Here is a 19,117-nt window from a genome sequence, read left to right as displayed (position 1 = left end):
GACCGCCCGAGTTCGACCGACAACCGCACACTGCCGAGAGGGGCTTCGGATCGGCTTACGGTCGGCTTCGGGTCGGCTGCCGTGGTTCGGAGGCAAAGCGCCTCCGGCGGCATTCCCGCAGGTCATCCCGCGCATAACGGGCGGCGTCGGCGGTGTCGGTGCATTACCGTGACGGGATGCGCTTCGGAGTCCTGGGTCCGCTGGAGGTGTGGACCGCCGACGGGAGGCCGGTGCGGGTCCCCGAGTTGAAGGTGCGTACGCTCCTCGCCGCCCTCCTCGCCGAGCGCGGCCGGGCCGTCTCCGCCGACGCGCTCGTGGACCACTTGTGGGGCGACGCCCTCCCGGCCAACCCCGCCAACGCGCTGCAGGCCAAGGTCTCCCAGTTGCGCCGCGCCCTCGACGAGGCGAACCCGGGAGCGCGCGACCTCGTCGTCTCGCGGCGTCCCGGCTACCTGCTGGCCGCGGACGAAGGCCCTTCCGGCGGCGCACGTCCCGGTGGCAAACATCCGGACGGCACACGTCCCGGCGACGACCCCCCAGGGGACCCGGACACCGCCACCCTCGACGCCGACGCCTTCGCGGCCCTCGTCGCCCGCGCCCGCGACACGGACGACCCGCGCACGCGCGCGGCCCTGCTCACCGACGCCCTCGCCCTGTGGCGCGGCAGCGCCCTCGCGGACTTCGGCGACCTGCCCTTCGCCCGCGCCTGGGCCGACCGCCTCGAAGAGGAGCGCCTCACCGCGCTGGAGGAACGCGCCGAAGCCCGGCTCGAACTCGGCGAACACCGCCTACTGGTCGCGGAACTGGCCGCCCTGACCGCCCGCCACCCGCTGCGCGAACGCCTGCACGCCGCACACCTGCGGGCCCTCTACGGCTCCGGACGCCAGAGCGAGGCCCTCGACGGCTTCCGCGAACTCCGCGACCGCCTGGCCGACGAGCTCGGCGTCGACCCCGGACCCGAACTCCTCGCCCTGCACCAGGCGATCCTGGAGCAGGACCCCGCACTCGACCCGCCGCAGGCCGCCGACCGGCCGCCGCGCCGCCGCAGCAATCTGCCGACCGCACTGACCACCCTCGTCGGCCGCGACCAGGCCGTCGAGGAGGTCGCCGGACTCCTTGCGGCCGGCCGCCTGGTGACCCTCACCGGCCCCGCCGGAGTGGGCAAGACCCGCCTCGCGCTGGCGAGCGCCGCCCAGGGCTCGCCCGAGGCGTTCCCCGACGGTGTCTGGCTCGTCGAACTCGCCGGCCGGCTCCCGTCGACCGAGTGCCTCTGCGACGTCTCCGACATCGCCGACGTGATCGCGACCGCGCTCGAACTGCGCGACGACCTGCGGGAGGACATCAAGGGCGCCATGGGACGCAGTTCCGTGTCCGTGGTCGAACGCCTGGCCACCGCGCTGCGCGGCCGGGAACTGCTGCTCGTCCTTGACAATTGCGAGCACGTGATCCAGCCGGCCGCCGAGGTCGTCGCGGCGCTGCTGCGCACTTCTCCGGGATTGACGGTGCTGGCGACCAGTCAGGAACCGCTGGCCGTACCGGGGGAGGTGCAGTGGCCGGTCCCGCCGCTGAGCCTGCCGCCGGCACCGGCACCACCCTCGCCCGCCCGAGATGGCGCGACGACCCGAACATCCCGGACATCCGGGACGGCCGCGACAGGGTGGACCGCGCTCGGCGGCCCGGCCTCCGAGACCGACCTGCGGGCGATGGCCGAGGCAGGCGCCGTACGCCTGTTCCTCGACCGCGCCGCCGCCGCGGCCCCCGGCTTCACCCTCGACGCCGACACCGCACCGGCCGTCGCCACCGTCGTCCGGCGCCTGGACGGCATCCCGCTCGCCCTCGAACTCGCCGCGACCCGGGTCCGCGCGCTCGGCGTCCACGAGTTGGCGGACCGCCTCGACGACCGTTTCCGCGTACTCGGGACCGGGCAACGCGGCGGACCCGCGCGTCAGCAGACCCTCCGTGCCGCCATCGACTGGAGCTGGGACCTGCTCGGCGAGACCGAACGCGCGGTGCTGCGCCGCCTCGCCGTGCACGCCGACGGCTGCACCTTGGACTCCGCCGAGGCGGTGTGCGCGGCCGGGGACGTGCTGTCGGCGGACGTCGCCGACGTCCTCGCCCGGCTTGTGGACCGGTCGCTCGTCGCCGTCGCGCACCACGGCACCGGACGACCCCGCTACCGCCTGTTGGAGTCCGTCGCCGAGTACTGCCTCGAACGCCTGCGCGAGGCAGACGAGTTCGCGGCGGCTGCGGAACGCCACCACCACTACTTCGCCGACCTCGCGGTGCGCGCCGAACCGCACCTCCGCGGCCCCGGGCAACGCCGCTGGCTCGGACTCCTCGAAGCCGAGAACGCCAACCTGCGGCGCGCCGTCGAACACGCGGCCGCCCACGGCGACGCGGCGAGCGCGCTGCGCCTGGCGACCGCCGCCACCTGGTCGTGGTACGTCAGAGGCCGCTCACGCGAGGCATGCCGCGTTCTGGACACGGCCCTTGCGGCGGCGGGCGAGGCGCCCCCGGGGCTGCGTACGCGCGCGATCGTCCTGCGCGCGGCCGTCGCCATGGCCGCCGACGTCGACGCGGGTGGCCTCGGTACGGCCAAGGACGCGCTCGCGGAGTTCGACCCCGAGACGACGGACGCGGAGGGCACACGCGACCTCGCGTACGCCGAACTGCTGCTGGCCACCGCGTTCTGGTGGTACGGCGATTCGAGCGACAGCCGGGCCATCTGCGCCCGCGCCCTCACGACCCTGCGCGCGCTCGGCGACCAGTGGGGAATCGCCGCCGCGCTGAGCCTGACCGCGTACGGGACACAGGTCGACGGCGACCTCGCCGCCTGCCGCCGCTATGCCGAGGAGAGCCACCGGCTGTTCACGCGCCTCGGCGACCGCTGGGGCGTCCTGCGCGCGGGCGACACCCTCGGCACGCTCGCCGAGGTCCGCGGCGAATACGCGCAGGCCGCGGCCATCGCGCGCGACGGGCTCCGCATCGCGGAGGAACTGGGGCTGTGGGCCGAGTACTCCGGACGCCTGGCCCTGCTCGGCCGGTACGCGATGCTCGGCGGCGACTTCGCCGACGCCGACGCGTTCCACGAGCGCGCGCTGCGCATCGCCCACGACCTGGACGACGAGGCGGCGGCGATGTTCGCCGAGATGGGCCTCGCCTTGGCCGCGCGCCGCCAGGGCCGGTACGACGACGCCGAACGCATGCTGCTGCCGTGGCTCGACTGGTCGCGTACCAACGACGGCCCTCCGGGAGTCGCCATCACCGTGGCGGAGCTCGGATTCATCGCCGAACTACGGGGCGACGCCGAGGCGGCGGAGAGGTACCACCGCGAAGGCCTCGCGGCGGCCCGCCGGGTCGGTGACCCGCGCATGATCGCCCTCGCCTACGAGGGACTCGCGGGGGCGGCCGTGCTGGCCGGCGACGCGGCACGGGGAGCGGCCCTGCTCGGCGCCGCGCACCGGGCCCGTGCCTCGACCGGCCATCCGCTGGCGTCCGCCGAGCGCACGGATGTCGACCGCATCGAGTCGGCGGCCCGCAAGAGGCTGGGCGACGAGGCGTACGCGGCCGCGTACGGAAGCGGGAACGAGACCGAGCACGCGGCACCCTGACCGATACGCGTGCGTGTCGCGAGGTCCACGTGTGGTGCGCTACGCGCCGGTGGTGCCGTCCACGCCTTCGCGGAGGAAGTCGGCGTGGCCGTTGTGGCGGGCGTACTCGTGGATCATGTGCAGCATCACGAAGCGCAGCGAGACGTCCTGGCCCCAGCGCGCCTGATGGCCCGTCACGTCCAGCGACTCCGCGGCGGCTTCGATGCGGCGCGCGTGCGCGACCTCGGTCTGCCACGCGTCGAACGCCTCCTCGCGCGTCGACGCGGAGGCGTCGTACGCGACCTGGAAGTCACCCTCGGCGGACCAGCGCAGCGGGATGTCCTCGCCGTTGACGACCCGCCGGAACCAGGTGCGCTCGACCTCGGCCATGTGCCGGACCAACGACAGCAGGGTCAGCGTCGACGGTGGCATCGAGCGCTTGCGCAACTCCTCGGTGCCGAGCCCGTCGCACTTCCACGCGAGCGTCGCGCGGTGGTAGTCGAGGTACGCCCGCAGCGTCTCGCGCTCGCCGCCCAGATACGGCGGGTCGATGCGCCGCGTGGGTACGCCGGCCGTCCCGTCCGCATTGTCGCCCGCGTTTCCGTCCGTGCTCGCGTCGGCAGTGCTCATGGCCCCCGACTCTATGCGGACGGTGCGCCCGGGATCGGGAAGATCATGCATGTGCTCGTGGCGTGGCCGAGCAGCCGGTCGCGGGAGTCGAGCAGTTCGGCCTCCGCCATCGCGGTGCGGCGCCCCTGGGTGCGGACGCGCCCGACCGCGCGGATCCGGCCGGTGTCGAAGCCGATCGGCCGCAGGAAGCGGGTCGACAGGTCGAGCGAGGTGTAGGCCATGCCGGCGGGCAGGGTGGTGTGCACCGCGCAGCCCGCCGCGGAGTCGAGCAGCGTCGCGTACACCCCGCCGTGCACGCTGCCGATCGGGTTGTAGTGCTCCTCGCCGGGTGTCATCGAGAACACGGCGCGCCCGTGCTCGACTTCGTCGAGGGTGAAGCCGAGCGTCGCGGCGATCGGCGGCGCCGGGAAACGGCCCGCGATCATCGCGTTCAGGAACTCCAGGCCCGCCATCGACGCGGCGCCTTCGGCGGTCACCGCCGGGTCGTCCCATGAATACGTGCGCGACCTGCCCATGCTCAGCTCCTCGGACTCCACCCTGCTGGCTGCTAAAAATGAAGCCAGGTGAGTACCATACCCCCATGGACACCCGTGCGGACAACCCGGTGGAGCCGCCCGCAGACCTCGGATGGCTGGGGATCGACCCGGAGAACTGCCCGGTCCGGCGCACGCTGGACGTGGTGGGCGAGAAGTGGTCGCTGCTGATCCTGCGCGACGCGGTCAACGGTGTACGCCGGTTCGACGACTTCCGGCGCCACGTCGGCATGTCCGAGGCCGTACTCGCCGACCGGCTGCGCAAGCTGGTCGCGGGCGGCCTGCTGGAGACCCGTCCCTACCGTGAGCCGGGCACCCGGTCGCGCCTGGAGTACCGGGTGACGGCCAAGGGATGGGAGCTGTGGCCGGTGCTGCTCGCCCTCAAGCAGTTCGGCGACCGGCACCACGGCGACCCGGTCGGCCTCATGCTCGACATCCGGCACGCCGACTGCGGTGCGCCGGTACGCGTGGTCGTGGAATGCGCGGACGGGCACACGCACCTGACGAACCGCGACGTCACCGTCCACCCGGGCCCTGCCGCGCGCCCGTTCGCCGAGCCCCGTCAGTGAGCCCCGTCAGTGAGCCCGTCACTGGGTCCCGTCGCTGAGCCCGGTCGGCGGGACGCGTCGTCCGCAGTGGTGGGGGAGTCCGGTTGGGGCGGGCGAACGGCGTCGTCCAGGTGGTCCAGGGCTTCCAATGCGGCGCGGGCGGCGTCGAGTTCGTCTTCGTTGAAGACGCGCACCCCCGCCCTGCGGAGCGCCGCCGCCGCGACACCCTCGCCGGTCACGCGCGTGCCGGTGAACGTGCCGTCGTACGCCTCGCGGTTCCCGCACGACGGGCTGCGCGCTTTCAGTACCGCCACCCGAATTCCGTGCCGGGCCGCCAACTCCAGGCAGATCCGGGCGCCTTCCAGGTAGGGCCCTGTCACGTCGGCGCCCTCGTGAGTGAGCACCCGTTCCGTGCCGTCGAGCACCTGGGCGCCCTGGCCCCCGGGAATCTCCGCGCGCGGCCGGGGCGTCGGCAGGCCGCCCTCGACCTCGGGGCACACGGGCACGATGCGGCCGTCCGCCTCCCAGGCCGCCAGCACCGCGAGCCGCTCCTGCGTGCCGCCGTCGTAGCGCACCCGGTGTCCGAGCAGGCAGCGGCTGACCAGGACCTTGTGCTTCGTGGCGGCGGGCTTTGCGGCGGGCGTCGCGGCACCCATCGGCGGCCTCCTCGCTGTTCTCCGCGGCTGTTCTCCCGGCAGCGTACGCCCGCCCGGCCGGGTCAGGGTTCGACCACGACCTTGATCGCGCCGGTCGAACGGTCGGCGGCGACGCGGAACGCCTCGGCGGCGTCTTCGAGCGGGAAGCGGTGCGTGATCACCGACGCGGCGACGTCCGGGCGTGCGGCGAGCATGCGCGCGGCCTGGTCGACGTCGCGGACGCCGTGCTCGTCGGCGCCGTACGCCATCGACATCACGACGCGCGCCTCCTTCAGGAACGACGGAAGGAACGGCAGTGGCAGGTCGCCTGCGTGCAGCGCCGCGATCGACAGCGTGCCGCCGGGTGCCAGCAGGCCGACCGCGTCGGTGAGGGCTCCCGCGGTTCCGGCGGCGTCGATGACGACGTCGTAGCCGCCGGCGCCGGACGCGGCGTCCGACACGATGGCCGCGCCGAGTCGCCGTCCGGCCTCGACCCGCTCGATCCGCCTTGCCGAGAGCGCCACTTCGGACGCTCCGAGCGCCTGTGCGGCGGCGACCGCGAGCAGGCCGATCGCGCCGCCGCCGACCACCGCCACCCGGCTCCCGGGGGCGACGCCCGCGAGGCGCGCGGCACGCCACGCCACGGCGGACGGTTCGACCAGGCAGGCGTCGCGGACCGCGAGGCCGTCGGGGAGCGGGACGAGGGCGGTCGCGGGAACGGCGTACCGCTCGGCCATGCCGCCGTCGATCGTCATGCCCGGCACGCGCAGGTGCACGTCGACGCACCGGTTACGGTGCCCGGCGGCGCACTGGGCGCAGGTGCCGCAGCCGAAGACCGCCTCGACGGCGTACGCCGCGCCGTCGGCGCCGATGCCCGCGAGTTCGTGCCCGAGCAGCAGGGTGCTCCCCATCGCGAGGTACCCGAGGTCGGACCCGCAGATTCCGGCCGCGACGAGTTCGATCTCGCGGTCCGCACCCGGTACGCCCGGCACATCGGCGACGTCGACCACTTCGACGGCCGCGCCGCCGCCATTCGCGCCAGTGCCTGTCCCCGTCGCCTTGCCCCGCACTGCGCGCATGTCCGCCGCCCTCTCAGTGTTCGGACTCTCCGTCATCGTGGTCGAGATATCGAACCACGTCGGGCTTCGGGGTGACGCCCGGATGGCTCCGCCCGGTTGCCGGGGCAGATGGGGCGTGTGAGGTTAGTGGTGATTTGTGGTTGTTTATAGCTATAGGCAAAGCGCGGCGAAGTGAGGTCCTGTGAAGCGCCGACTGTGTGCGGCGGCCCTGTCCGCGGCCGTCCTGGTGTCCGTTTCCGCATGCTCGGACGACGACGAGTCTCCCGAGGCGAAGGCGTCCAAGTCGGCCAGTGCGGCGGCCACCGCGGCCTGCGGCGACCTGGACCGGTTGAAGAAGGACACCGACTCCCTGGCCTCGCTGGACCCCGCGACCACGAGCAAGGACGAGGTGAAGAGTTCGGTCGACAAGGTCACCGACGACCTGTCGTCGCTGGCCGAATCGTCGGGCGACCTCAACTCGGCGGCCGGAGCCGCGGTCAAGGCGGCGGCCGGCGCGGTCAAGTCCGTGCTCGAGTCGGTCGGGGACAGTTCGACCGTCCAGCAGACCGTCGACGCGCTGAAGGTTCCGCTGGAGACCTTGAGCGGCACGCTGTCCAGCGCCCGCAGTGGCCTCAAGTGCCCGTAGCGGACCCGACGACGTCACCGGATGCGACGGCCGCAACGGCCGCAACGGCGCCGGCGGCCGGGCGGGGCCTTCACTTCGCGACCGCCTGCCCCTAGCATGCACGAACTTTCGACACCTGAGGACGAATAGTCGTCCCCAGGTCGATCGTTCGCAGGGGAGTGGTGCGTGTGCTGGGAGCGGACGACCTGGTGCTGTGCGCCGGGACGGTGCTGGGCAGCGGCTTCCGTGAGCGCGCCGAGGCGGCCTCGGCCGCCGGGTTCGCCGGGATCACGCTGTGGGCGCAGGACTGGCAGCGCGCGATCGACGAGGGGCTGACCGCCGCCGACATGCGTGCCGTCCTCGCCGACAACGGCCTCGCCGTCGGCGAACTCGACGCCGTCACCGACTGGCTGCCCAAAGCCCCGGCCGCGCCGCCGGAAGCGGGCGCGGACGCCGACGCGTCCGGCTTCGCCGTCCCCGCGGACGTGTTCTGGGAGATGGCCGAGGCGCTCGGCGCGCGCTCGCTCAACGTCGTGGAGATCGCGGGGGCGGTGGTCGAGGCGGAGCGCGCCGCGGAGGCGTTCGCCGAACTGTGCGACCGGGCCGCCGCGTACGGCCTCCTCGTCCACCTGGAGTTCCTGCCCTGGTCCGGCATCCCGGACATCCGTGCGGCGGCCGGGATCGTCGGCCTCGCCGACCGGCCCAACGGCGGGATCCTGCTCGACACCTGGCACCTGTACCGCTCCGGCGGCACCGCGGCCGACCTCGGCCCGGACCTCGCGCGCCGGGTCAACGGGATCCAGATCAGCGACGCCCCCGCTCTCCCGGCGAACGGCACCGCGGGGCAAGCGCCCCACGCCATGGACCTCATGGACGAGACCATGCACCGACGCCTCCTGCCCGGCCGCGGCGACGCCGACGTGGCCGGAGTGCTCGCGGCGCTGCGCGCCGCCGGGGTCGACGCGCCGGTCGGCGTCGAGGTGTTCTCCGACGACCTCGCCCGCCTCGGTCCGGCCGCCGCCGCACAGGTTGCCGCGGACGCCGCGCGCGCCTTGCCGGCCGCCTGAGTTCGCCTCCAGTCACTGCGTGTACCGGCCACGCAGTGGCACGATGGCCGGATGATTGCGACCGAGCACAGCGACGCACAGGTGGCCGGGTTCTGGCAGGGCCTCGGCCTCCCGGGACTGATCGATGTGCACACGCACTTCATGCCGCAACGTGTGCTCGCCAAGGTGTGGGCCTACTTCGACCGGGCGGGCCCGCTCACCCGGCGGCCCTGGCCGATCGCGTACCGCATCGAGGAGGACAAGCGCGTCGCCCGGTTGCGTGAGTTCGGGGTCCGCCGCTTCACCGCGCTGCTGTACCCGCACAAGCCCGACATGGCCGCCTGGCTCAACGCCTGGGGCGCGGACTTCGCCGCACGGACCCCCGACTGCCTGCACACCGCGACGTTCTTCCCGGAGCCGGACGCGGCGGCGTACGTCGAACGCGCGATCACGGACGGCGCGCGCTTGTTCAAAGCACACCTCCAGGTCGGCGCGTACGACCCCAACGACCCCCTGCTCGATCCGGTCTGGGGCGTCCTCGCCGAGGCCGGCATCCCCGTCGTCACGCACTGCGGCTCGGGACCGATGCCCGGCAGGCACACCGGCCCTGAGCCCGTCGCGCAACTGCTTGCCCGGCACCCGTCGTTGCGCATGATCGTCGCGCACATGGGGCTACCGGAGTACGGCGACTTCCTCGACCTCGCCGAGCGGTACGAGGGCGTGCACCTCGACACGACCATGGCCTTCACCGCGTTCACCGAGGCCGACGCGCCTTTCCCGAAGGACCAGTTGCCGCGGCTCCTGGACTTCGCGGACCGCATCCTGCTGGGCAGCGACTTCCCCAACATCCCGTACCCCTACTACGAGGCACTCGACGCCCTCGCCCGCCTGGACCTGGGCGACGCCTGGCTGCGCGCGGTCTGCCATGACAACGCGGCCCGGATGTTCGCCGTCGAGGCGTGACGCACACTGCCGGACACCGGTTCGGCGTCGTCGTAGACCCTGCCCGCCGGCCCGGCCGGTCCGATCAGGAGTCGTCGGCGGCGCGGGCCTCGTCGTACGCCTTGATCACCCGTTTGGGCGCGGTCATGCGCCAGGCGTCAAGGAGTATCGCGCGCAACTCCTCGACGTCGTCGACCGCCGCGAGGTGCGCGCGGATCCAGTCGTAGTTGTCGTCGTGGCCCGCGCGCATGAAGAACTTGTCCGGCTCCGAGGAGATCAGCTCGGCGCGCTCCTCGCGCGGGCACCGGAACGCGACCGATGTGTCGTCCTCGCCGAGCGCGGCGAAGATCTTGTCGCGCACCCGGAACGTCGGGGTGTTCCAGGTGAACTTCTCGCTCGTCTCCGGCAGCGCCAGAGCCTCGCGGCGTACGTCGTCCGCGTTGGTCGCCATGCCCGAACCTCCGTCACCCCGGTCGCCGACCGCCCTGCCGCAACGGTATGCCGCGGCCTCGACACCCGTAGCCGTGCGACCCGCCGAACGGCGCATTACGTACGTACGCCCCGCAAGCCCTCCGTCCCAACGAAGCATTCGCCCAAAGGGCTTGAGCCGCCGCGCCGCCCTCACTTCAATGGGCGGACATGGCAGACACGACGCGCGACGACGGCGGGGCGGCGGCCGATGAGCCCTGCGAATTCGGGCTCGCCCGGCGTGCGCTGCGGCCCGCGCCGCCGGGATGTGGTCCGCGCAGGCCGCCGCGACGTCCCACTACATGCCGCACGCCGGTGAAGCGCTCGCCCGCAGCCTCGCGCGCGTCGGCACTCCCGCGGCCGTCGACGCACTTCTGCGCCTCAACCGCCGCGATGCGCAAGCCGTGGGACGAGACGACCCTGCACATGGTCGCGCGCGTCGTCGACAGCCGGTTCGTCCCGTTCCTCGTCGAGATGCTGGCCGGACCGCACCGCGCCGCGGCCCTCGCGGGTCTGGAACGCGTGGCTTCGGAACGCGCGATACCGGCACTCAAGGCGATCCTGCGCTCCGGCGGCGACCGGCCGGCGTGCTACGCGGCAGGCCGCGCGCTGGTCGTGGCGGGACGGTCGGACGGGGCGTCCGTACTGCGCTACTACTGGCCGTCCGGGACCGACAACGTCGAGTCGCGCCGTGCCGCGGCCTGGGGGCTGGGCCGCCTGCCCGCCGACTAGGTCACCCTCGACACGCTGATCGAACTGCTGCGCGACGACGACCCCGGCGTACGCGCCCGCGCCGCCAACTCCCTCGGGCGCGTCCGCGCCGACGAACTCCCGCCCGGCCACTCCAAACGCCTGCACGACGCGGCCGCCGCGATCGCCGCCGCGCTGGTCGCCGACCCTTGCCACCGGGTACGCGCCAATGCCGCCACCGCGCTGGGCGGCCTGCCCGCCGACGCCGCCACCGCCCGCGCGCTGGTCGCCGCCGCCGACACGGACCCGGTCGCGTGCGTCCGCGAGGCCGCCGCGGCGGCCCGCCGTCGGAGCGGGTAGGCGTACCCCCGCGCCCCGCCTCGCGGAGTCCGTATTAATTGCTTCGATCAAGGACTATGAACCGATCAAGGCGCTCGCTACCCTCCACCGCATGATTCCCACGGTTGTCTGGGGTACCGGCAACGTCGGCCGTGCGTCGATCAGGGCCGTCGACGCGCACCCGGCGCTCACACTCGCCGCCGTCATCGTCCACAATCCCGCGAAGGTCGGCCGCGACGCCGGCGAACTCGCGGGACTCGACCACGAGTTGGGGGTGGCCGCCACCGACGACGTGGACGCCGTCCTCGCCACCCGCCCGGGGGCCGTGGTGTACGCCGCCTCCGGCGACATCCGCCCCGACGACGCGCTCGAGGACATCTGCCGCGCCATCCGCGCCGGCGCGGTCGTCGTCAGCCCCGCGCTCTACCCGCTGTACGACCAGCGCAACGCGCCGCCCGAGTTCCGCGACCCGGTCGTCGCCGCGGTCGCCGAGGGCGGGGGCTCGCTGTTCGTCTCGGGCGTCGACCCGGGCTGGGGCAACGACATCCTGCCGCTGCTGATCAGCGGCCTGGGCACCACCGTCGACGCGATCCGCTGCCAGGAGATCTTCGACTACACCACGTACGACCAGGAGGAATCCGTCCGGCAGTTGATCGGCATGGGCATGCCGATGGACTACGGGCCGCCCATGCTGTGGCCCGACATGCCGACCATGGTCTGGGGCGGGCAGATACGCCTGATGGCCCGCGCACTCGGCGTCGAGCTCGACGAGATCCGCGAGACGGTCGACCGCCGCGCACTCGACGAAACGGTGAACACCCGCCTGATGGGCGAGTTCGAGGCCGGTACGCAGGGCGCCGTGCGCTTCGAGGTGCAGGGCATCGTCGGCGGCGAGCCGCGCATCGTCATCGAGCACGTCACCCGCATCCACGCCGGGTGCGCCCCGGACTGGCCCACGCCTCCCGACGGCGGCGACGGCGCGCACCGCGTCATCATCGAGGGCCGGCCGCGCATCGAGGTCACCGTGGAGGCCGTCGACGAGGGCGAGAACCGCTCGGCGGGCGGCAACGCCACCGCGGTCGGGCGGCTGGTCGGCGCCATCGACTGGCTGGTCGAGGCGGAGCCGGGGCTGTACGACGCGCTCGACGTACCGCTGCGCCCGGCGGTCGGCAAGCTGGGCGGCAAGAAGGCCTGAGCGGGCGGCGCGCGGGGGAGTCCTCACTCGACCCCGCGCGCCGGTCTCGGGCGGTCCGGCCCCTTGCCGGGGGCCGGACCTTCTGGCGTGACCGGAGGCCGGTGGCACCGCCGTCCCCGCTGTCCGTCTGTCCGCCGTCCGGCCTCGGGGTCAGACCCAGCCCTCCAGCGAGGCCATGAAGCCCTCCACCGAGTCGCGGTGGATGCAGTGGCCGGTGCCCGGGACCCGGCGTACCTCGAAGCCGCGTTCGGTCAGCGTGGCGGCGGTCGCGTCGGAGACCACGCTCGTCTCGGCGAGCTGCACGAGCGTCGGGACGAGCGGCGCCGGCGGCACGTAGCCGCCGGGGATCGACTTCATGACCTCCGAGTCGAACAGCGCGAAGCCCGCGAGTTCGCACTCGATGTCCTTGTCGGACCACTTCGGGTTCATTTGGCGAACGCTCTCGGCGGTCGCCGTCGCGACCATCGTGGCCATCATCGCGGTGATCTCGGCGGGCATCTCGTCGGTGATGAACGCGGGGTCGGACAGGACCGCGCGCTTGGGGGCGAGCCGGTCGGCGGCCAGTTGCAGCGTCAGGCCGCCCAGCGAGTGGCCTATCGCGAGGTCCGCGCCCGCGGGCAGCGACTCGACGGCGTCGTCCGCGAAGAGGTCGGCGCGGTACTCGCCGCGCGGGCTCTGCCCGTGCCCGCGCAGATCGCAGGAGACGACGCGGTAGCCGCGGGCGACGAGTTGGTCCTCGATGGCGTGCCAGGTGCGGTGGTCGGACATGCCGCCGTGGATCAGCAGCGCGAGCTTGTCGCCGTCGCCGCGCTCGTGGGTGAACAGCCGCAAGGTCGGGCTCCCTTCGGAGTGGGTCCCCGCACCCGCGTCGGGGCCGGGGACGGCCGGGCAGTCCGCTGACCGGTGGCGCCGACTGTGGATTCGATGGAGCTGACTCGATTCAGCGGAGGTGCGTCCACGCATCGTACGCCTTTGCGATGACACGATTAAGCGTTGGTCGGGCGGAATCCGGTCGCACACGCCGCGACCTGCCAGAATCGCTGTATGACCAAGTCGCCGCGCAAGCGCGTCCCGCGAACCGCCAGCACCCCCGCAGCGGGTCCGCAACCCGACGCCTTCGGGGCGACCGGAGACGCGGCCGCGGGCTCCGCGGCAAGCGCCGCCGACACCCTCGCCAGCCCCGACACGGCCGGTGCCACGGACCCGGCCGGCGCCGCCGAAGGCACCCGCCCGATCATCGGCGCGGTGACCGGCGCCGACGTGGCCCGCGCCGCGGGCGTCTCGCGGGCGACCGTGTCCTACGCGATGAACGACACCGCGGACGCCCGGATCCCCGAGGAGACCCGGCGCCGCGTCCGGGACATCGCGCGCGACCTGGGCTACGAGCCGCGCTCCGACGCGCGCTCGCTGCGCCGCGGCCGAACCGACCTCGTCGTGCTGCCCACCTACAACGTGCCGTTCGGGCGCCTGCTCAACGACTTCGTCGACGGACTCGCCCGCGAACTGCACCGGCTCGGCCACACGCTCATCACGTACGGCGACTCCGACACGCGCCCCGAGGCCGCCGCCCGCGCGTGGGCCGCGCTGCGCCCGGCGGCCGTCGTCGTGATGCCCAGCCGCCTGACCGAGCGCTCCACCGAGTACCTCACCGCCCGCGGCATCACCGTGGTCGCCCTCAGCATGGGCGCCGACGTGGCGGGCGGCGCGTCGATGGTCCTCGACGGCGAGATCGCGCACGCCGGCTACGTCGCCGGGCGGCACCTCGTGGAGTCCGGCCGCCGCGACATCGCGGTGATCGTCCCGCGTGAACCCACCGAGCGCGAGGCCGGGCTCGCGGCGCTCGGCCACGGCCGCCTGGAAGGCGTCCGACGGGCCGCGGAGGAGGCGCCGCACCCGGTGCGCATCCGGGAGATCGAGATGCACGAGACGCCGGAAGAGGCTGCCGCAGTGGTGGCGTCGTGGAGTTCCGGGGACCGCCCCGACGCGGTGTTCGGCTACAACGACGAGTACGGCGCGCTGCTGCTCGGCGCGCTGCACGACGCCGGCGTACGCGTACCCGAGGACATCGCCCTCGTCGGCACCGACGACCTGCCGCTGTGCGAGATGGTCCGGCCGAGGCTGTCCTCCGTGGCGTTCTCCGCGACGGTGCCACTCGCCACCATCGCCGAACGCATCGCGGACGCGGTCAAGCAGCCGCCGCGCATCACGCCGGACCGCCTGTCGGTGTGGGAGGCGACGCTGCGCGCCCGCGACTCGTCGTAGCGGTTCACCGCGATCCGGGCCGGGACGCGCGAGGATTGCCGCATGGGCGACGCATTCACCACCCGGCTCCTGGACATCCGCACCGGCACGTCGGAGACCGTGTACGACCTGACCGCCGACATCGCCGCGTTCCTGCGTGACGCGGCGTCCGGCCGCGACGGCCTCCTCAACGTGTTCACCCCGCACGCCACCGCCGGACTCGCCGTCATCGAGACCGGCTCGGGCAGCGACCAGGACCTGCTCTCCGCACTCCGCGACCTCCTCCCGGCCGACGACCGCTGGCGGCACCGGCACGGCAGTCCGGGGCACGGCCGCGACCACGTGCTCCCGGCCTTCGTCCCGCCGCACGCGACGCTTCCGGTGGTCGGCGGCCGACTCGAACTGGGCATCTGGCAGTCGGTCGTCCTGGTGGACACCAACCGCGACAACCCGAACCGCCAGGTCCGCGTGTCGTTCCTGGGCTGAGGCGCCGGCCCGGTCGGCGAACCGGTCCGCGCCTGTTGTGCCGGGGACTACGCGGTCGCGCGGAAGGTCTGGCGGTACGTCGACGGCGGCACGCCGACCGCCGCGACCATGTGCTGCCGCAGCGACGCCGCCGTGCCGAACCCCGCGCGGTCGGCGACGCGGTCGACGCCGAGATCGGTGCTCTCCAGGAGCCGCCGTGCGTGCTCGACGCGCTGCCGGGTCAGCCACTGTCCCGGCGTCGTCCCGACCTCGTGGCGGAAGCGCCGCGTGAAGGTGCGCACACTCATCCCCGCGTGCGCCGCCAACTCGGCGAGCGACAGCGGCCGGTGCAGGTGTTCCATGGCCCACGCCCGGGTCGCGGCGGTGCCGGTCGCGGACGGCTCGGGGACGGGGCGCTCGATGAACTGCGCCTGGCCGCCCTCGCGCCACGGTGGTACGACGCACCTGCGGGCGACCCGGTTCGCCGCCTCGCTGCCGTGGTCGCGGCGTACCAGGTGCATGCACAGGTCGATCCCGGCGGCGACCCCGGCGGCGGTGAGCACGTCGCCGTCGTCGACGAAGAGCACGTCGGCGTCGACCCGGACGTCCGGGAACTGCCGCTGGAAGTGCTCGGCCTCGTTCCAGTGCGTGGTGGCCGGGCGTCCGTGCAGCAGCCCGGCGGCCGCCAGGACGTACGAGGCGGAGCAGATCGAGACGATCCGGGTGCCGGGCCGCAGCAGCCCGAACGCCGCGGCCAGGGGCGCCGGCAGCCAGTCGCGGTCGCCGTTCTCGTCCGGGCCGCAGGTGAACGGCGGGATCACGAGCGTGTCGGCGGTCGCGAACACCTCGGCGGAGTGCTCCACCGCTACCGAGAAGTCCGCGCTGGTACGCACCGGCCGCCCGTCGAGGCTGCACGTGACGACCTCGTACAGCGGTTCGCCGCCGGGGCCCGCGGCGGTCCCGAAGATCCGCACCGGAATGCTCAGTTCGAACGGGTAGACGCCTTCGAGCGCCAGAACCACCACACGATGCATGGCCGGATCCTTGCACGGCCTTTCCATCGGGCCAACGGCGGGGTGGCATCGGCCGGGCCCCGTGACGCATCGGACCGAGCGGCGAGTGCACAGCCGCGGCCCTGGTCACGCCACCGACCTGCCGCTACCGTGCCCACCATGACGCAGCCCGCGGATGTGACTCCCTTTCAGATCGAGTTCCCGGAAGCCGACTTGACGGACCTGCGGGAGCGCCTGGCGCGTACCCGATGGCCCGATGCCGAGCCGGTGGCGGACTGGTCGCAGGGCATACCGCTGGACTACACGCGCGAACTCGCGCGCTACTGGGCCGAGGACTACGACTGGCGCAAGGCGGAGGCGCGGCTGTCCGCGTACCCGCACTTCCGCACCGAGATCGACGGCCTCGGGATCCACTTCCTGCACGCACGATCGCCGCACCCCGACGCGCTGCCGCTCGTCCTGACGCACGGCTGGCCGGGCTCGATCGTGGAGTTCCTCGACGTCATCGACCCGCTGACCGACCCGACCGCGCACGGCGGCGACGCGGCCGACGCGTTCCACGTCGTGTGCCCGTCGCTGCCGGGCTACGGGTTCAGCGACAAGCCGACCGCCGCAGGCTGGAACATCGAGCGCATCGGCCAGGCGTGGACCGTGCTCATGGACCGCCTCGGCTATGCGCGGTACGGCGCGCAGGGTGGCGACTGGGGCTCGATGGTCACCGTCGCCACCGCACGCGCGGGCGGTGACCGCGTCGCGGGCATCCACCTCAACATGCCGGTGGTGGCACCCGACCCCGACACGTTCTCCGACCTGACCCCCGACGAGCAGAAGACGCTCCAGCACCTCGCCCGACACCGCGAGTGGGGGACCGGGTACTCGAAGATCCAGTCCACCCGCCCGCAGACCCTCGGGTACGGGCTGGCCGACTCGCCGACCGGGCAACTGGCCTGGATCGTCGAGAAGTTCCAGGCGTGGACGGACTGCGACGGGCACCCCGAGAACGCCCTGACCCGGGACCAGATGCTCGACAACGTCACTCTCTACTGGCTCACCGGCACCGCCGCGTCCTCGGCGCGCCTGTACTGGGAGAGCTTCCGGCAGCCCGACCTCGCGGAGGTCACGGCGCCCACCGGCGCGTCGATCTTCCCGCACGAGATCATCCGGGCGTCGCGCCGCTGGGCCGAGAAGCGCTTCACCGACCTGCGCTATTGGAACGAACTGGACCGCGGCGGCCACTTCGCGGCGTTCGAGCAGCCCGCCGTGTTCGTCGAGGAAGTACGCCGCTTCTTCCGCCTCGTGCGCTGAACCGCGCGCCGATCCTTGCGGGGATTCGCGCGCCGTCGCGCGTGTGGGTCCGTGGATGGATCCGCGGCGCGACCGTGACCTGAATCCCGCGCGCTGTACTGCCGTACCGCCGCACTGAAGGGGGGACCCCACATGGCCGCCATCCAGCGCCTGCATGCTGTCCGGACGCCCGTCGAGACGATCGTCGCCGCACTCGAACGCGACGGCGCCGTGATCGTCGAGGACTTCCTCGCCCCGGAGGTCCTGACCCGCTTCAACGCCGAGCTCGACCCGCTCCTTGCAGCCGCCCGGCCGGGCAACGACGGGCAGTTCGTCAACCCGCTCATCGCGGCCTTCTACGGCGAGCACGTACGCCACGTCACCGGACTCGCCGGGAAGTCCGCGACGTTCGTCGACGAGGTGGTGGTGCACCCGCTCTACGACGCGGTCGCCAAGGCGTTCCTCGCCCCGATCTGCGAGCAGCACGTCCTGAACCTCGGCCAGGTCATGGACCGCGGGCCGGGCGCGGAACGCCAGTTGCTGCACCGTGACCAGCAGGTGTGGCACCACGTACCGCGCTCCGTCGGCGAGATCCAGATCGCCTCGGTCGTCGCGCTCGTCGACTTCACCGAGGCCAACGGCGCCACCGTCGTGGTCCCCGGCAGCAACACCTGGGACTGGGACCGCAAGGCGACCGACGACGAACTGGCGGTCGCCGAGATGCGCGCCGGGTCCGCGGTCGTCTACCTGGGCTCCACGATCCACGCCGGCGGCGGCAACACCACCGAGGACGCCTGGCGCCGGGGAATCCACGTCAGCTTCTGCGCGGGCTGGCTGCGCACCGAGGAGAACCAGTACCTGGTCGCCGGCCCCGACCGGGCCCGCCCCCTCGGGGCGGACGCCCGCCGACTCCTCGGCTACACGGCCCACGACGGCATCATGACCGGCGGCGGCTACCTAGGCGCGGTGGAACTCGTCAGTCCCGCCGACCTCTTGGACGCGGGAGCCCTCTGACCCGAAGCACGGGCCCGGCGCCGTCGCGGGACGTCGACTGCGGGACGTCGGCTGCGGGACGTCGGCCGCGGGATGCCGGCCGGGATCAGGCCGTCGCGGGCTTGGAGGAGTCGGTGGCGAGTTTGACGGCGATGGCGCCGAGGGCGGTGCCCATCACGTACCGCTGGATGCGCAGCCAGCCGGGGCGACGGGCCAGGAACACGGCGATGCCGCCGGCCGCGACGACCAGGCTGGAGTTGACCAGGACGCTCACCGCGATCTGCACGCCGCCGAGCAGGAAGCTCTGCGCCAGGACGTGCCCGGCCTCAGGGTGCAGGAACTGCGGGATCAGCGTCAGGTAGAGGACCGCCGCCTTCGGGTTGAGCAGGTTGGTCAGCACGCCCATCGTGAAGAGCCGCCGGTCCGAGTCGCGCGGCAGTTCGCCCGGCTCGAAGACCGAGATCCCGCCGGGCTTGAGGGCCTGGTACGCGAGCCACAGCAGGTACGCCGCACCCGCGACCTTGAGGCCCACGTACAACTGCGGCACCGCCACGAACAGCACCGACAGCCCGAGGCTTGTCGCGGTCAGGTACACGAGGAACCCGACCGCGACCCCCGCCACGGAGACCGCCCCGGCCCGGCGGCCTTGCGTGATGCTGCGCGAGACCGTGTACATCATGTTGGGCCCGGGCGTCAGCGCCATGCCCAGCGACATTGCGGTGACGCCGAGCACGGCTGCGGTGTCCACTCCGATTCCCGACATGATCGGCAGCGTAGGACGACTCGCCTTGTCGGTGCAATATCTATATTGTTCTCGGTGCA

At 73.2% G+C, this 19,117-nt stretch carries 20 protein-coding genes; 12 read left to right on the top strand and 8 right to left on the bottom strand.

Annotated features, from left to right (window positions below; genetic code table 11):
- The first annotated feature begins 176 nt into the window (after positions 1-176).
- Positions 177-3,611, top strand: a complete 3,435-nt coding sequence (locus ACWD12_RS06010) for an AfsR/SARP family transcriptional regulator (protein ID WP_450098522.1) — start codon at positions 177-179, stop codon at positions 3,609-3,611.
- Positions 3,612-3,650: 39 nt separating this feature from the next.
- On the opposite strand, the gene ACWD12_RS06005 is transcribed toward ACWD12_RS06010, so the two are convergent.
- The gene (locus ACWD12_RS06005; RefSeq protein WP_450098521.1) at positions 3,651-4,220 is read right to left on the bottom strand and encodes a DinB family protein; all 570 of its coding nucleotides are present in this window, start codon (positions 4,218-4,220) and stop codon (positions 3,651-3,653) included.
- Positions 4,221-4,231: 11 nt separating this feature from the next.
- Complete coding sequence (locus ACWD12_RS06000) at positions 4,232-4,735, bottom strand: PaaI family thioesterase (protein ID WP_358349604.1); 504 nt, start codon at positions 4,733-4,735, stop codon at positions 4,232-4,234.
- A 65-nt stretch (positions 4,736-4,800) separates the two neighbouring features.
- Between ACWD12_RS06000 and ACWD12_RS05995 the strand changes: the two genes are divergently transcribed.
- Positions 4,801-5,322, top strand: coding sequence for a winged helix-turn-helix transcriptional regulator (locus ACWD12_RS05995; RefSeq protein ID WP_450098520.1), 522 nt, complete (start codon positions 4,801-4,803; stop codon positions 5,320-5,322).
- Here ACWD12_RS05995 and ACWD12_RS05990 read toward each other — a convergent pair.
- Both ACWD12_RS05990 and ACWD12_RS05985 read right to left on the bottom strand, forming a co-directional pair.
- Positions 5,316-5,957: a DUF523 domain-containing protein gene (locus ACWD12_RS05990; protein WP_450098519.1), complete on the bottom strand. Its 642-nt coding sequence runs from the start codon at positions 5,955-5,957 to the stop codon at positions 5,316-5,318. The two genes, ACWD12_RS05995 and ACWD12_RS05990, sit on opposite strands and share 7 nt — an antisense overlap.
- A 62-nt stretch (positions 5,958-6,019) precedes the next feature.
- Entirely contained in the window at positions 6,020-7,015 is a 996-nt protein-coding gene (locus ACWD12_RS05985) for a zinc-dependent alcohol dehydrogenase (protein WP_450098518.1), read from the bottom strand.
- A gap of 181 nt (positions 7,016-7,196) precedes the next feature.
- Here ACWD12_RS05985 and ACWD12_RS05980 point away from each other — a divergent pair, with 181 nt between their 5' ends.
- The 3 genes from ACWD12_RS05980 (at position 7,197) to ACWD12_RS05970 (ending at position 9,628) form a co-directional block, all read left to right on the top strand.
- Positions 7,197-7,640 carry a hypothetical protein gene (locus ACWD12_RS05980; RefSeq protein ID WP_450098517.1) on the top strand — a complete coding sequence of 148 codons (444 nt, stop codon included), beginning with the start codon at positions 7,197-7,199 and terminating at the stop codon, positions 7,638-7,640.
- A 167-nt stretch (positions 7,641-7,807) separates the two neighbouring features.
- Positions 7,808-8,686 carry a sugar phosphate isomerase/epimerase family protein gene (locus ACWD12_RS05975; protein ID WP_450098516.1) on the top strand — a complete coding sequence of 293 codons (879 nt, stop codon included), beginning with the start codon at positions 7,808-7,810 and terminating at the stop codon, positions 8,684-8,686.
- A gap of 51 nt (positions 8,687-8,737) precedes the next feature.
- Positions 8,738-9,628 (top strand): amidohydrolase family protein, encoded by an 891-nt coding sequence (locus ACWD12_RS05970; protein ID WP_450098515.1) that lies wholly within the window; start codon positions 8,738-8,740, stop codon positions 9,626-9,628.
- A gap of 64 nt (positions 9,629-9,692) precedes the next feature.
- Here the strand turns inward: ACWD12_RS05970 and ACWD12_RS05965 are convergent, their stop codons facing one another.
- Positions 9,693-10,058 carry an MmcQ/YjbR family DNA-binding protein gene (locus ACWD12_RS05965; protein ID WP_450098514.1) on the bottom strand — a complete coding sequence of 122 codons (366 nt, stop codon included), beginning with the start codon at positions 10,056-10,058 and terminating at the stop codon, positions 9,693-9,695.
- A gap of 410 nt (positions 10,059-10,468) precedes the next feature.
- On the opposite strand from ACWD12_RS05965, the gene ACWD12_RS05960 reads away from it, so the two are divergent.
- The 3 genes from ACWD12_RS05960 (at position 10,469) to ACWD12_RS05950 (ending at position 12,299) form a co-directional block, all read left to right on the top strand.
- On the top strand, positions 10,469-10,807 hold the full coding sequence (locus ACWD12_RS05960) for a hypothetical protein (RefSeq protein ID WP_450098513.1): 339 nt from the start codon (positions 10,469-10,471) through the stop codon (positions 10,805-10,807).
- Between the two features lie 15 nt (positions 10,808-10,822).
- A complete protein-coding gene (locus ACWD12_RS05955) occupies positions 10,823-11,125 on the top strand; it encodes a HEAT repeat domain-containing protein (protein WP_450098756.1) in 303 nt (100 codons plus the stop codon).
- A gap of 91 nt (positions 11,126-11,216) precedes the next feature.
- A complete protein-coding gene (locus ACWD12_RS05950) occupies positions 11,217-12,299 on the top strand; it encodes an NAD(P)H-dependent amine dehydrogenase family protein (protein ID WP_450098512.1) in 1,083 nt (360 codons plus the stop codon).
- Between the two features lie 150 nt (positions 12,300-12,449).
- Here the strand turns inward: ACWD12_RS05950 and ACWD12_RS05945 are convergent, their stop codons facing one another.
- A complete protein-coding gene (locus tag ACWD12_RS05945) occupies positions 12,450-13,130 on the bottom strand; it encodes an alpha/beta fold hydrolase (protein WP_358349632.1) in 681 nt (226 codons plus the stop codon).
- Between the two features lie 213 nt (positions 13,131-13,343).
- On the opposite strand from ACWD12_RS05945, the gene ACWD12_RS05940 reads away from it, so the two are divergent.
- Positions 13,344-14,561: a LacI family DNA-binding transcriptional regulator gene (locus ACWD12_RS05940; RefSeq protein WP_450098511.1), complete on the top strand. Its 1,218-nt coding sequence runs from the start codon at positions 13,344-13,346 to the stop codon at positions 14,559-14,561.
- A gap of 42 nt (positions 14,562-14,603) precedes the next feature.
- Entirely contained in the window at positions 14,604-15,026 is a 423-nt protein-coding gene (locus ACWD12_RS05935) for a YjbQ family protein (protein WP_450098510.1), read from the top strand.
- Between the two features lie 47 nt (positions 15,027-15,073).
- Here ACWD12_RS05935 and ACWD12_RS05930 read toward each other — a convergent pair whose 3' ends face one another.
- Positions 15,074-16,039 carry a GlxA family transcriptional regulator gene (locus ACWD12_RS05930; RefSeq protein WP_450098509.1) on the bottom strand — a complete coding sequence of 322 codons (966 nt, stop codon included), beginning with the start codon at positions 16,037-16,039 and terminating at the stop codon, positions 15,074-15,076.
- 138 nt (positions 16,040-16,177) lie between these two features.
- Between ACWD12_RS05930 and ACWD12_RS05925 the strand changes: the two genes are divergently transcribed.
- Both ACWD12_RS05925 and ACWD12_RS05920 read left to right on the top strand, forming a co-directional pair.
- On the top strand, positions 16,178-17,323 hold the full coding sequence (locus tag ACWD12_RS05925; RefSeq protein ID WP_450098508.1) for an epoxide hydrolase family protein: 1,146 nt from the start codon (positions 16,178-16,180) through the stop codon (positions 17,321-17,323).
- 132 nt (positions 17,324-17,455) lie between these two features.
- A complete protein-coding gene (locus ACWD12_RS05920) occupies positions 17,456-18,316 on the top strand; it encodes a phytanoyl-CoA dioxygenase family protein (RefSeq protein ID WP_450098507.1) in 861 nt (286 codons plus the stop codon).
- A gap of 85 nt (positions 18,317-18,401) precedes the next feature.
- Here ACWD12_RS05920 and ACWD12_RS05915 read toward each other — a convergent pair whose 3' ends face one another.
- Positions 18,402-19,058, bottom strand: coding sequence for a LysE family translocator (locus ACWD12_RS05915; RefSeq protein ID WP_358349648.1), 657 nt, complete (start codon positions 19,056-19,058; stop codon positions 18,402-18,404).
- Positions 19,059-19,117: the final 59 nt, after the last annotated feature.

It is taken from the genome of Streptodolium elevatio (assembly GCF_053592165.1).
The sequence above is the reverse complement of the archived record's forward strand: the minus strand, read 5'-3'. Positions and strand labels throughout refer to the sequence as shown.

Bases quoted from the DNA above. Each gene is read 5' to 3' on its own strand.
- ACWD12_RS05990 (WP_450098519.1), bottom strand. From the start codon at position 5,957: ATGGGTGCCGCGACGCCCGCCGCAAAGCCCGCCGCCACGAAGCACAAG.
- ACWD12_RS05940 (WP_450098511.1), top strand. From the start codon at position 13,344: ATGACCAAGTCGCCGCGCAAGCGCGTCCCGCGAACCGCCAGCACCCCC.
- ACWD12_RS05930 (WP_450098509.1), bottom strand. From the start codon at position 16,039: ATGCATCGTGTGGTGGTTCTGGCGCTCGAAGGCGTCTACCCGTTCGAA.
- ACWD12_RS06000 (WP_358349604.1), bottom strand. From the start codon at position 4,735: ATGGGCAGGTCGCGCACGTATTCATGGGACGACCCGGCGGTGACCGCC.
- ACWD12_RS05985 (WP_450098518.1), bottom strand. From the start codon at position 7,015: ATGCGCGCAGTGCGGGGCAAGGCGACGGGGACAGGCACTGGCGCGAAT.
- ACWD12_RS05915 (WP_358349648.1), bottom strand. From the start codon at position 19,058: ATGTCGGGAATCGGAGTGGACACCGCAGCCGTGCTCGGCGTCACCGCA.
- ACWD12_RS06010 (WP_450098522.1), top strand. From the start codon at position 177: ATGCGCTTCGGAGTCCTGGGTCCGCTGGAGGTGTGGACCGCCGACGGG.
- ACWD12_RS05920 (WP_450098507.1), top strand. From the start codon at position 17,456: ATGGCCGCCATCCAGCGCCTGCATGCTGTCCGGACGCCCGTCGAGACG.
- ACWD12_RS06005 (WP_450098521.1), bottom strand. From the start codon at position 4,220: ATGAGCACTGCCGACGCGAGCACGGACGGAAACGCGGGCGACAATGCG.
- ACWD12_RS05935 (WP_450098510.1), top strand. From the start codon at position 14,604: ATGGGCGACGCATTCACCACCCGGCTCCTGGACATCCGCACCGGCACG.
- ACWD12_RS05960 (WP_450098513.1), top strand. From the start codon at position 10,469: ATGCGCAAGCCGTGGGACGAGACGACCCTGCACATGGTCGCGCGCGTC.
- ACWD12_RS05970 (WP_450098515.1), top strand. From the start codon at position 8,738: ATGATTGCGACCGAGCACAGCGACGCACAGGTGGCCGGGTTCTGGCAG.
- ACWD12_RS05950 (WP_450098512.1), top strand. From the start codon at position 11,217: ATGATTCCCACGGTTGTCTGGGGTACCGGCAACGTCGGCCGTGCGTCG.
- ACWD12_RS05925 (WP_450098508.1), top strand. From the start codon at position 16,178: ATGACGCAGCCCGCGGATGTGACTCCCTTTCAGATCGAGTTCCCGGAA.
- ACWD12_RS05965 (WP_450098514.1), bottom strand. From the start codon at position 10,058: ATGGCGACCAACGCGGACGACGTACGCCGCGAGGCTCTGGCGCTGCCG.
- ACWD12_RS05995 (WP_450098520.1), top strand. From the start codon at position 4,801: ATGGACACCCGTGCGGACAACCCGGTGGAGCCGCCCGCAGACCTCGGA.